The 13,053-nt window shown below is 32.4% G+C and carries 12 protein-coding genes; 2 read left to right on the top strand and 10 right to left on the bottom strand.

The window, feature by feature from the left end; genetic code table 11:
* Positions 1-248 precede the first annotated feature (248 nt).
* Together ACY2U7_RS00260 and nudC are read right to left on the bottom strand one after the other, a co-directional pair.
* A complete protein-coding gene (locus ACY2U7_RS00260) occupies positions 249-1,103 on the bottom strand; it encodes a YitT family protein (RefSeq protein WP_461812264.1) in 855 nt (284 codons plus the stop codon).
* Between the two features lie 112 nt (positions 1,104-1,215).
* Positions 1,216-2,055: an NAD(+) diphosphatase gene (nudC, locus tag ACY2U7_RS00255; protein ID WP_461812263.1), complete on the bottom strand. Its 840-nt coding sequence runs from the start codon at positions 2,053-2,055 to the stop codon at positions 1,216-1,218.
* A 75-nt stretch (positions 2,056-2,130) separates the two neighbouring features.
* Between nudC and ACY2U7_RS00250 the strand changes: the two genes are divergently transcribed.
* Positions 2,131-3,066, top strand: coding sequence for a D-2-hydroxyacid dehydrogenase (locus tag ACY2U7_RS00250; RefSeq protein ID WP_461812262.1), 936 nt, complete (start codon positions 2,131-2,133; stop codon positions 3,064-3,066).
* 23 nt (positions 3,067-3,089) lie between these two features.
* Here ACY2U7_RS00250 and lspA read toward each other — a convergent pair whose 3' ends face one another.
* From lspA to rluF, 7 genes are all read right to left on the bottom strand, one after another.
* Positions 3,090-3,548 carry a signal peptidase II gene (lspA, locus tag ACY2U7_RS00245; RefSeq protein ID WP_461815632.1) on the bottom strand — a complete coding sequence of 153 codons (459 nt, stop codon included), beginning with the start codon at positions 3,546-3,548 and terminating at the stop codon, positions 3,090-3,092.
* Between the two features lie 2 nt (positions 3,549-3,550).
* Complete coding sequence (locus ACY2U7_RS00240) at positions 3,551-3,838, bottom strand: hypothetical protein (protein WP_461812260.1); 288 nt, start codon at positions 3,836-3,838, stop codon at positions 3,551-3,553.
* A gap of 15 nt (positions 3,839-3,853) precedes the next feature.
* Positions 3,854-5,566 (bottom strand): S8 family peptidase, encoded by a 1,713-nt coding sequence (locus ACY2U7_RS00235; RefSeq protein ID WP_461812266.1) that lies wholly within the window; start codon positions 5,564-5,566, stop codon positions 3,854-3,856.
* Positions 5,567-5,627: 61 nt separating this feature from the next.
* On the bottom strand, positions 5,628-6,908 hold the full coding sequence (locus ACY2U7_RS00230; RefSeq protein WP_461812259.1) for a cation:proton antiporter: 1,281 nt from the start codon (positions 6,906-6,908) through the stop codon (positions 5,628-5,630).
* Positions 6,909-7,025: 117 nt separating this feature from the next.
* Positions 7,026-8,429, bottom strand: a complete 1,404-nt coding sequence (gene clpX, locus ACY2U7_RS00225) for an ATP-dependent Clp protease ATP-binding subunit ClpX (protein ID WP_461812258.1) — start codon at positions 8,427-8,429, stop codon at positions 7,026-7,028.
* Between the two features lies 1 nt (position 8,430).
* Positions 8,431-10,392 carry an NAD-dependent DNA ligase LigA gene (gene ligA / locus ACY2U7_RS00220; protein WP_461812257.1) on the bottom strand — a complete coding sequence of 654 codons (1,962 nt, stop codon included), beginning with the start codon at positions 10,390-10,392 and terminating at the stop codon, positions 8,431-8,433.
* Between the two features lie 15 nt (positions 10,393-10,407).
* The gene (gene rluF / locus ACY2U7_RS00215) at positions 10,408-11,139 is read right to left on the bottom strand and encodes a 23S rRNA pseudouridine(2604) synthase RluF (protein ID WP_461812256.1); all 732 of its coding nucleotides are present in this window, start codon (positions 11,137-11,139) and stop codon (positions 10,408-10,410) included.
* A 171-nt stretch (positions 11,140-11,310) separates the two neighbouring features.
* Here rluF and ACY2U7_RS00210 point away from each other — a divergent pair, with 171 nt between their 5' ends.
* Positions 11,311-11,799 (top strand): DUF5721 family protein, encoded by a 489-nt coding sequence (locus ACY2U7_RS00210; RefSeq protein WP_461812255.1) that lies wholly within the window; start codon positions 11,311-11,313, stop codon positions 11,797-11,799.
* A gap of 36 nt (positions 11,800-11,835) precedes the next feature.
* Here the strand turns inward: ACY2U7_RS00210 and ACY2U7_RS00205 are convergent, their stop codons facing one another.
* Positions 11,836-13,053, bottom strand: a complete 1,218-nt coding sequence (locus ACY2U7_RS00205) for a zinc ribbon domain-containing protein (RefSeq protein WP_461815631.1) — start codon at positions 13,051-13,053, stop codon at positions 11,836-11,838.

Genomic DNA, 13,053 nt, shown 5'->3' with positions numbered 1-13,053 from the left:
CAACTTTTTTCATTTTTTTGAAATTTGTTTTTGACTTGTTGGCTCGTCTCTCGAGTGCTTGTCTATAATATCATTCTATTCTACATATGTCAACATCTTTTTTCATTTTTTTTACTTTTTTTCTTTTCTTCTATAATATAGAGCAAAAAAGCATCTATTTCCTATTTTATCTCATTGAATATTAAATATTCTTTTTATTATGAAGAAAAAGAACACTAAAACTTTACTCTTTTAGTGTTCTTCTATATTTAGTGAGGTTTAAATCCTTCCCCTCTTACTTCATTAGATTCCATTGTAATTAAAAAAGCATTTCCATCTACTTCTTTAACGGCTTTTTGCACCATATGCATTTCTTTATTACTGCAAGCACACATAACAACGAGTTTTTCTTCTCCAGAATAGCTTCCAACACCTCTCAAAAAAGTAGAACCACGTTGTGTAAGTTCATCTATTCGTTTAGCCACTTCATGACCATGATCTGTAACAACTAATGTCATTTTTCCCGCATCAATACCATACATCACTTTATCTACAACAATAGAAAGAATATAAGTTAAGATCAATCCATAAATAATACTATCTACATCTCCAAAAAGAATTCCACCCAATCCTACAATGATAACATCTGTAAGAAATGTGATTTTCCCGATTGATAAATGTGGTCTCAATGCACGAACAGACATAATGATAAAATCTGCTCCTCCTGTAGATGTATTTCTCATATAAATCATTGCATATCCCAATCCTGAAAATACACCTACACAAATAGCTGACAACATTCTATCGCCTGAATACACTGGAAGCATCGGTGCAACATAGTCCATAAGAGGCCATGCAATAATCATTGTTTTAAGGGAACGTAGAAGAAATCCTTTTCCCAACAATTTGTAACACATAATAACAATGGGAATGTTTAATATAATTGTCATTGTACCAATCGGCAAGCCAAATAAATGATAAAAAATCATGGCAATTCCAGAAATTCCAGCAACTGGAAATTTAGCATTCGCCGCAAAATTATATACTCCAATAGCAATCAAAAGATTACCTACAATATCTACCAAAATATCAATTGCAAATTCTTTTACTTTGTTCTTTTCCATACTCTCTTCCTTTCTTGTTTTTCTTAATTTTCTCGCTAAACTTAAAAAGAGCAAAGCAAATTAGTATAATTCGCAATCGCTCTTTTCAAATTATAGTATATTCACCACAGAATTAAATGTCAATATCTTTCTCTTTCTTAAAATGTAAAATCATCTCATTTGTAAGACTTATATTTTTATCCATGATCGGAATATCTTCACGCTCAAACCATTCTGCTAACGCTAATTCTTCTGTATCTAATGTGATTTTATCTTCTCCATCCAAATCTGCAAAAAATCCAAATAAGAGAGTATCTGTAAAAGACCACGGCTGACTTTTGTAGAATCGAATATTTTTCACTTTCAATCCCACTTCTTCCATAACCTCTCGTTTCACCGTTTCTTCTATTGTTTCGCCAATTTCTGCATATCCAGCAATTAGAGCATATTTTTTATAATCTCTATCTGCATATTTTGATAATAGCAGACGTTTCCCATTTATCACCCCAACAATAACTGCTGGAGATATTTTGGGATATTCCATTTGTCCACATTTTTCACATTTAACCATTCTTTCTTTTCCATCTTGTACCATTTTCTTTCCACATTTCCCACAAAATTTATGGGATTGATACCATCTATATAATTGATAACCAGTAATTCCTGCGAAAGCAAGATATTGTGGTTTCAATCTCCGAAACAATTCTGTATCCTTCCAACAATATCCTTCTATATGATTTTTCAAATCTTCTCCTAAATAAAACGATTGTTTGTCAATCGTAAAAAGATATGTCATTTTCTCTGCAACATCGACATCATATTTTTCTAAGTCTTCAATGGTAGGAAAAACAATGTCTTCTGAATCTTTTAACAGCACTTCTTTTCCCCGATATATACAGACAAAACTTTTTTTCTCTGGTTTTCTCGGTATATACTCATTTTTATAAATATGTGGATATATCTCTTGTATCATTTTATCATCTCCAGTAGATTTTTTTTCTTTTTCAAGTTAAAATTATTTTATAACAAATCAGAAAGGATTAAAAGAATGAAAATAGTATTTTTAGATGCAAAAACACTTGGCGATGATATTGATTTATCTAACTTTAACCAATTTGGCGAAGTCATTCGATATGATTATTCCACTCCTACTGAAATTCCAGACAGGGTTAAAGATGCTGACATTATTATTGTAAACAAAGTTTCTATTAACCAATCAACTATTCATACCGCCAAACACCTAAAGCTTGTATGTGTTACCGCTACAGGCACTGATAATTTGGATAAAACTTATCTAGAAGAAAATCATATTGCTTGGCGCAATGTTGCGGGCTATTCAACTAATTCTGTTGCACAACATACATTTGCTTTACTTTTTTATTTGTTAGAAAAGTTAAATTATTATGATACATATGTCAAAAATGGAGACTATAACAATAATAAAATTTTCACTCATCTAGAGGAAAAATTTGCTGAGGTTGAAGGTAAAACATGGGGAATTATCGGACTTGGTAATATCGGTCGCCGTGTCGCTCAAATTGCAGACTGCTTTGGTGCGAAAATAATTTATTATTCCCCTTCAATCAATCCTGCTCAAGAAAAATACAAAAAAGTAGATTTCGATACGCTTTTAACTCAATCAGATATTATTTCTGTACATGCACCTCTTACAGAAAAAACAAAAAATTTAATAGATAAGTCGGCCTTTTCCAAAATGAAACCTTCCGCTATTTTTCTAAATTTAGGTCGTGGAGCAATCGTTGTAGAAAAGGATCTAGCTTATGCACTTGAAAATAATTTAATTTCCGCCGCAGGATTAGATGTTCTTTGTACTGAACCAATAGAAGATAGTAACCCTTTATTAAAAATAAAAGACAGTCGCAAATTGCTTATTACCCCACATATCGCTTGGGCAAGTATAGAAGCTCGCACAAAACTTATAAATATTGTTTTAGATCAAATCAAGGAATTTTTCCAACAATAAAGGGAGATGCCCCTCATCTCCCTTTACTTTTTTAAGTAGGATAAAACAACCCCTATCACTCCAGCAAAAATAGAAAAATCTCCCATATTAAATGTAATATTTTCAAACTTTTTCCACTTCGACCGAAACCCGATATAATCTACAACATATTTCCTTCTTATCCTGTCATACAAATTACTTATTGATCCACCAATCAAGAAACTTAAACTAATTTTCTCTAAACTGTTTTTCTTTCTTCCAAAAAGACAACACATATATATAGTAACAATACACGTAACAATAAGTGATAGCCATTTTACAATATTTGGATATTTATCCCCTAAATTCAACGCCATTCCTTCGTTATGCACACGGCGAACCAAAAGTCTTCCTTGTTGAATTGGAAATTCTTCTCCATACTTCATCTTCTTCTCCACCTGATTTTTCATCCACAAATCCAAAACCGAAACTACAATGATGATCAAAAAACAAACTACCAACATAATTAGTCCTCAACAATGCTCTGTATTTCGTCTTCACACACTTTTATTTCTTCTTCTCTCTCAGAAATATTTTCACATAAATCAAGAAATTCTCCCTCTTGCAATTCTCCATTTTGATAACGTTCATAAATCATGCGGCCTAAATCTCTTAAATCTCTTCGATTATTTCTCTCTAAAGTACGAATTTTTCCTTTAATCTTTTGTACTTCTACAACCTCTCCAGCTTTTTTCCCAACTGTTTCTGCTGTTTCTCCAATTTTATCCATAATATTTTCAATCAAATCTTTCATCTATGCTTTCCTTTCTTAAAATGATCTCAATTCATCAAATGTTTTGTACAAATCCAAAGTTCCATATCCCCACTCTCTGTTAGGATATTCTTCAACCTCTATGCGATTTGTTCCTAAAATCAATAAATTTTTAATTTGAACCGTATCTACATTTCGTCTTCCCAACTGATAATAAAGCCATTCCATAAGCAATGCTGAGGCACCTGCTGTAATTGCTACAGAAATACTCGATCCACTTCTTCTTACGAACTGATTTCTATTTGACATTCCTAACACTTCTATTCCTGGTGCAGCAAAATCCGGTTTTAAACTTCCATTTCTAGTATATCCTCTTCCAGAATCAATAGCAATACTATTATTATTTCCATTATAATTTGCTGCTGTCATCGCATTCCAAACACATCCTGGTTCCGTAATGGTTACATCCGGATTGGAACGCAAAAAATAAACTTCTCCCTTCAAAAATTCTGTTACTGGAAGCCACATATGAAAAATGCCATCAGCAATTTGTAACGCCTCTAGTTCTACCTTCCATATTCCTTCTACTGCATTTTCAAATCGAATGAATGCTAATTCTGAATTTGTTCTTTCTACAAGTAATCTATAATCCACATACACTTTCGTTCTCTCAAAAACAAAACTATGAACCGAAGTACTTTCACTTTGTTTCACAGTCGGAAATGGAATTCTCTCCCCTGCCGGTGAAGTAATCGTTACCATAAAAATATTTGGTATATCCGTCCACATTTCTAATGTAAATCCTGTCCCCGTTCTTTCTACACGTATTTCAGCAGAATCCTTTTTCCTCTTTTCTTCTACTCTACCATAATAGTGGTGGCGTTGGTTTGACTCGTTTCCTCCCCCCAACACAACCGCCATATTATGCACATTTGAATAATAAGAAAGTAAATTTCCTAAAGGTGATGTTCCATTATGATCGCCTAAATTTGTCCCAAGAGGTATACAAAAAATAAGTGGTAATTGATTTTTTCGTGCTAACAACTCTAAATATCTCATTCCTAGCATAATATCATTTTCCTGATAACATTTCGTTTCCTCATCTATAAAATAAAATTGTTTCAAATATTTTTTTGCTTGTTTTAATTTGACAATACCTAATGTAGCTTGTGGAGCTGCTCCTAAGAAATCTTCATTTACATTTTCTCCCCCCGCAGCTACGCTAGCTACAAATGTCCCATGACCTTCTTCATCTATCGATGGAACAATTTCTTTTGGATTGCTACTTTGCAATGCTTCATTAATTTTTTCCCTAGTATATTCACTTCCAAACAAAAATCCCTGTGGCTCTTTTCCCGTCTGAATAGTTTGATCCCAAATCCCTGCAATTCTTGTGCTTCCGTCCTCATTTCTAAAAAGACTATTTTCATAATCAATTCCCGTATCAATAATTCCAATCATTACACCACTTCCTCTCAGTTGTAACGTCGGATAATTTTGCACTCTAGAAATGCCCGCTTGATTTAACGTTTCTGAATCTAACAAAGTATAACATTTAGGGATACTTCCATAAGCAAATCTTTCTAGGGTAATTGGATCCCCAAAAATTTTATTCACATATACCGTATGATAATAAAATCCAATTTCTTGATCACAAACTCTAATTTTAGAAATTTTTTCTAAAAAATATGGATTTTCTCTTTCATAAATAAAATCTCTAAAATCTTCCGACAAAATTTGCTCTTTACATACAAATGACTCTTCCAACATATTTCCCTTTTTATTTTCAATATATGAAAAGGGTTCCGCATAATTGCGAAACCCTTTATATTTATTTCCAAATTTCTTTTTCTTCACGCATTCCACGAACACTTTCATCATATTCTGCAAATTTATTACTTCCTGCATAATCAGATGGATGTTCATTTGATGGTGTTGATTTGAATACAATTTTTAATAAAATCGGTGTAATAATTGTAGTAATAACAACAACAATGATAATTGGTCCTAAGAAATTAGAACCTAAAAGTCCCAATGCTTCTCCTTTACTTGCTACAATTAATGCAACCTCACCACGTGAAATCATTCCGACACCAATTCGTTTGCACTGATAATTTTCATATCCACAAACTTTTGCACCTAAACCACAACCGATAATCTTTGTTAAAATAGCTATGATACATAGTACTATTGAAAATACTACAACTGCAACTGACATTTTCGGTAATACAACTTTCAATCCGATACTCGCAAAAAAGATTGGTGATAACAACATATATGATAATGTATCAAATTTTGATGCTACAAATGCTGAACGTGACGTATTTGAAATAATCAAACCTGCGATAAATGCACCTGTAATGTCTGCAACTCCAAATCCAACTTCAGCAATAAACGCCATTAATAAACAAAATACAAATGCAATAATTGCATGTCTTCTAAGTGGTTTATTGGATGTTTCACTCCATTTTTTAAATATTTTGTAAAACAAGATACCAATAATCCCAGAAAAAACGAAAAATCCTGCAATTTTCAATAATACAACTGCAATACTTACGGAAGAATCCGCCATACTTGTTACAATTGTCAATGCTACGATCCCTAAAATATCATCAATAATAGCAGCTCCTAAAATTGCATTTCCCGAACGAGTTTTTAATTTTCCAAGTTCTTTCAATGTCTCTACTGTAATACTTACTGATGTTGCTGTCAAAATAATCCCAATAAAAATATTTTGTAAAAAGATGCTGCAACCCGCATCTGAAGAAATCAATTCTGGCTTGTTAAAGAAATAAGCAATTCCAAATCCTCCAATCAGAGGAACAATAACACCGAAAAGTGCAATGATAAATGACGCTTTTCCACTTTCTTTTAATTCCTTAACATCTGTCTCCATACCTGCACAAAACATTAAAACAATAACACCGATTTCTGCAATTTCATGGATAAAACTTGTTTCCGTTAATATACCAAGCATCGCCGGTCCTAATACCAGCCCTGCTAATAATGCTCCTACTACCTGTGGCATTTGTACTCTTCTTGTTGCAAGACCTAATACTTTTGTACTCAAAAGAATAATTGCAACGTCTAACAAATAACGATACTCTTCCATGTCTACATCTCCTTGTCTTTTCTCTTCTCTTAAAAACCTTATTCAGATTACACCCATTAGAGATGTTTTGCAACCGTCATTTTTTACAATTTTTATATTTTTTTTGTTTTATTTTTATCACTTTTCTTCAATAGCCCCTTGTCCACGAAGAAGAATAATCGGACCTCCTGTTCCTTCTATGTAATCCTTTGTAATTGTTACTTGTCCAATATTATCATCTTTTGGAATCTCATACATAATATCAAGCATAAACTCTTCAATAATCGCTCTCAATCCTCTTGCACCTGTATTCTTTTTCATCGCTTTTTCTGCAATTGCTCCCAATGCATCCTCGTGAAATTCTAATTTCACCTCATCTAAAGCAAGTAGTTTTTGATACTGTTTTAAAATTGCATTTTTAGGTTCTTTTAAAATTCTTACTAATTTATCTTTATCTAATCCTTGTAATGTAAAAATTACCGGAAGACGACCAATAAACTCCGGAATCATGCCAAAATTTCTAATATCTTCCACTTCTACTTTTTCTAAAAGATTCTTGTCATGATCATATTTATCTTTTAAGTCAGCCATAAAACCTACCGATGCTTGTTTATTTAAACGTTCTTTAATAATTTCTTCTAAACCTGGAAATGCTCCACCGCAAATAAATAAAATATTTTTTGTATTAACAGTTGTAAGAGGAACCATCGCATTCTTGCTATTTGCTCCCACAGGCACTTCCACTTCACTACCTTCTAGTAATTTCAGCATTCCTTGTTGAACAGATTCGCCACTTACATCCCTTTGACTTGTATTTTTTTTCTTTGCAATTTTATCTATTTCATCAATAAAAATAATTCCCTGTTCTGCTTTTTCCACATCGTTATCTGCTGCTGCTAATAGTTTTGAAACAACACTTTCAATATCATCTCCTATATATCCAGCTTCTGTCAATGAAGTTGCATCTGTAATAGCTAAAGGTACATCTAGGAGACGTGCTAATGTTTTTACAAGATATGTTTTTCCACACCCTGTAGGTCCAATCATTAACATATTTGATTTTTCAATCTCAATATCATCCATCGTATTCGTAGCAACTCTTTTATAATGATTATAAACAGCAACCGCCATTGCCTTTTTCGCATGTTCCTGTCCTACAATATATTCATCTAAACTTGCTTTAATTTTATGTGGAGCTGGTATATTCTTTATATCCAAGGCCGGTTCTACCTTTTCTTTTGCCTTTTTCTTCTTTACCTTCTGCTGTTTTGGAATCATATTATTCAAATCTTCCACATTCATTACCTGTATCCCTGGTATATTCATTAATTTACTATAATCAATCTGTCCATTATTCATTGCATCAAAACTTTTCTGCATACAATCTGAGCATACATGTATATGATTAGGTAATTCAATCATTTTACCTGCAATGCTTTCAGGACGCCTACACATAAAACAAAATTTTTCGTACTCATCTTCTTTTTTATCTGTTGTTTCTTGTAAATCAGTATCTTTTACGTTATTTTCATTCTCTAACATATTATCCCTCTCTTAACATTTCCAAAAATTCTTCTTCTGAAATAATCGGTATCCCCAATTCCCTCGCCTTCTTATTTTTAGAAGAAGTTGATGTTGTATCGTTATTAATCAAATAATTTGTTTTAGAAGTAACACTTCCTGTTACTTTTCCACCTTTACTCTCAATCGTTTCCTTTACTGCATTTCGATTTGCAAAATGATTTACACTTCCTGTAATTACAAATTGAATTCCATCAAAAATCTGTTTATCTTTTTCTGCATCATCTTTTGGAATAGTAACTTCAGCCAAAAGATTTTCAAATTCTCTTCGATGTTTTTCTATCGAAAAATATTCCACAAAAGTTCCTGCGATAATTTCACCAACGCCATCAATTTGATTCAATCTATCAATAGTAGCATTCATAATCTCTTCTATATTATTATCAAATTCTTTGCATATCATCTTTGCATTTGCTAAACCAATATTAGCAATCCCCAAACTATAAATGACTTTAGGCAAAGTCGTCACTCTTGCTTTTTGAATACTTGCTTGCAATTTATTATAAGACTTTTCTCCAAATCCTTCCATTGCTTTTATTTTTTCTTCATACCGATTTAAGTGGAAAACATCTGCATATTCCTTAATAAAACCTTCTAGTATAAATTTTTCTAAAGTTGCCTCTGACATTCCATCAATATTTAAGGCATCTCTACTGGCAAAAAGTGCAAAAGATTTTATCCTCTTTGCTTGACATTCAGGATTTGTACAATAAAGTGTTTTTACATGATTTACCTTTCTTATCTCCGTTTTCTCTTTACATATAGGACATTTTTCAGGAATATTTTTAACCCCACTTCTTGTTAAGTTTTCTGCGATTTGCGGAATAATCATATTCGCTTTATAAACTTCTATTCGATCCCCAATCCCCAATTCTAATTCTTCCATAATGCTAATATTGTGAACACTTGCACGGCTCACTGTAGTTCCCTCTAATTCTACTGAATCAAATATAGCCACCGGATTAATAAGGCCTGTTCTTGATGGACTCCACTCTATCTCTCTAAGAGTTGTTTCGCGAATCTCATCTGCCCATTTAAAAGCAAAAGAGTCTCTTGGAAATTTTGCCGTTGTGCCAAGGGATTGTCCATAAGCAATATCATCATACACTAAAACAAGTCCATCCGATGGAAAGTCATTCTTTTCTATCTTATGTGCAAATTTTTCCACTTTATCTGCAATATCAGAACTTGTTACTTCTTCATGCTCTACCACATCGAAACCTTGTTCCGAGAGCCATCTAAATTGTTCATTTCTTGAATTTTTAAAATCTATCCCTTCTGCTTTCACAAGTGAAAACGCAAAAAACTTCACATTTCTCTTTGCTGTAATTTCATTATTCAATTGACGTACCGAACCACTACATAAATTTCTTGGATTTTTATATTTAGCATCTACATCTTCAATTTCTTCATTAATCTTCTCAAAATCTTTATAGCCTATAACAGCTTCCCCACGAATGACTAATTCTCCTTTATAAGAAATATGAAGAGGAATATTCTTAAACACTTTTGCATTATTTGTTATAACTTCTCCTACCTCACCATTCCCTCGAGTTACTGCTTTTCGTAATTCACCATCTTGATATGTTAACACAATTGTCAACCCATCTAACTTCCATGAAATAATTGCCTTCTGTTTCCCTAAAAACTCCTTTAACCCGCTAATTTCCTTTGTTTTATCTAAAGATAACATGGGCTTTTCATGTCGTTCTTTTGGTAATTCACTTAAAACTTCATACCCCACATTTACTGTAGGACTGTTAGAAAGGGTGATATTTAATTCTTTTTCCAACGCAACTAATTCATCATATAATTTATCGTATTGAAAATTACTCATAATCTCTGTTGCATCTTGATAATAAGATTTGCTAGCTTTATTTAAGCATGCAATCAATTCCTGCATACGTTTTTTCTTATCTGTCATCTTTTACTCCTATTTCTACTCTATAACAGTCTCATTTGATGAATCTTTAATCATATCGTAAAGTTCCTTTATCTCAGCATCCGTTACTTTTCTATATTCTCCGGGTTTTAATTTTCCAAGTGTAATATTCATTACGCGTACTCTTTCTAGTCTTGTTACTTTATAGCCAAAATATTCACACATCCTTCGAATTTGTCTATTTAACCCTTGTGTTAAGATAATATTAAATTTATATTTCCCAATTGCTTTTATTTTGCATGGTCTTGTCATAGTATTTAAAATCGGAACACCTTGTCCCATCTTTTCAATAAATTCCTCAGTAATTGGTTTGTTTACCGTTACTTTATACTCTTTCTCATGACGATTCCCAGCTCTCATCATTTTATTAATAATATCTCCATTATTCGTCATCAACAAAAGCCCTTCCGAATCTTTATCTAAACGTCCTATATATGTTATCCTGGTCGGGTAATTCAAAAAGCGAATAATGTTATTCTTTTCTTTCTTTTCTTCTGTGCAAACTATTCCTACAGGCTTATTTACTGCTAAAAGTACCATCTCTTTTCCTGTACTAACAACTTTTTTGCCCACTTTTACTTCTTGTTCAACCGAAACTTTCATTCCCATCTCTGCACGTTTACCGTCTACAAAGACCTTTCCAGACGCAATCAACTTATCTGCTTCTCGCCTTGAACATACACCAGCTTCACTTAAAAATTTATTTAAACGAATTATTTCTTCTTTCATTTTCACACTCCCTGCTATCTAAACGCATAGGTTTATGATACTGTTTTACTTTCAAAAAGTCAATGTTTCTGCTATAATATAGCCTATAGCAAATCTCTATTCTATTATTTCCCTTAATATACTCATATCACACAGATACATACCATTCAAAATTAGACTACGGAGGTAATTATGGTTTTATTATCAATTTCTGAAGTAAAGGAGTTTATGTCTAAACTTCTTCTTTCTGAAACATTTGATTCTTTTCTCTTTATCGAAGGAGAGATTGTTACTTTTAACACATTTTCAATAAATGGACGATTACAAAAAGATTTTTTTGATAAGGATATGCTCCCCGAACGCAACTATTCCTTATGGACCGATTTAAGAGAGTATTGCTTTTCTCTAATTAGAGGAAAACGCACCCCTCTACGGTTTAAATTCATCTTCGGATTAGCAGAAACCAATATCAAAAAACTTTTAGAACAGCAAACATTAGCATTCACACCTCAAGATGTACAAGGATTATATCTAAACATCTCTTATGATGGAACTTCTCTTAAGTGTGTGACAGGAACTTCCATGAATCTTTTCACACTAGATAAATCTTTAGAAGAAGCTTGGGATAAAATGATACAAAAATTTTTCACACAGAAAAAAATCGAATTTGAACTCATGTAAAGACAAAGGGGACATCCATAGATGTCCCCCTAATTTTTAATATAGAATATCATAATATGTAATCGGCATATTTTTTAGTTTCCATTTTTTTCCTTCTTTTACATAAGTAATTATTCCTCTTTCTTCTTTTTCTGATGTCTGTATTTCTTCTGACCAGAATTTTTTACAATTTGATTTTACAGTCATTTTAACCTCAAGCATCATTTCATTTCTACGTCCATAGTAATCACTCATTGTCATTTTGATGTTAGATAAATCAAAAGAATGAATAACCGTTCCTTCTTGATCTGTTATCCTATAAAGACCTTCATATGCTGATTTAATATAGGAACGCTTTTGGGCATCTTCCGAAAATAACTCTTTCACTGCGTTAAAGTCTTTTTTTGCAATTGCTGCATTCAAAAGCGATTCTATATCATCACCTAACTGTTTCACTAATTTTTCTTTTTCTTTTTCTTCTGGAATAAGTTCAATTCTCTTGCCACCTACAAACGAATCAATCTCCAACATATCCTTATATGTTTTCATTCCATCTTCTGATACTTCTAGTTGATATGTTCCTCTAAACATATCCCCCATATCAATTTCTTTCATTCCATTTCTGTCTAATTTTTCTTTCCCTCTTATCTTTTCACCATTTAACTTTACAATTGCTTTTTCAGGGACTGTTATTTTACATTTTTCTGCAACTTCATTTTCTGGAACAACGTGCCATTCATTCCAGAACAAAAATTTTCGTTCCCCTTTAATAAGTGATACTTCTGCATACTTTTTAGCAGCATTTTTCGATGTCGTATATGATATCACATAATAAGCAGAATCTTTTTCTTCTTTCTTCAGATTTTTTTCCACTTGGATCGATTGATATTTCGTTTCTTTATCATCCATATGTGCATTTACATACAACTGTCTATTTAATCCTTCTTCTTTTGGGAATGAATAAAAGTCATATACTTTATTCCATTCCCCATTTGCTTTTGCTTTCCAATATTCTAAAGCCGTTGTTTCAGCTGAATATTTTTTATCTAATGAAAAATAAATTCCAATAAATAGCACTGCCATAATGATTACTTCCCCTATTAGAAGTAATTGCATCTTAGAAATTTTTATTTCCTTTTTTGGAAGTTCTGCTGGTTTTTGTGATAATACTGTATTTTGTTGTTCTTCTTCTCTATATTCTGCTAAAGAACTTCCGCATTCCCCACAAAATAAATCTTTATCATTACACTCTGTTCCACAATTTGGACAAAACAT

Origin of the sequence: Faecalimonas sp., from assembly GCA_029264305.1 — a bacterium.
Taxonomy (GTDB): Bacteria; Bacillota; Clostridia; order Lachnospirales; family Lachnospiraceae; genus Faecalimonas.
The sequence above is the reverse complement of the archived record's forward strand: the minus strand, read 5'-3'. Positions and strand labels throughout refer to the sequence as shown.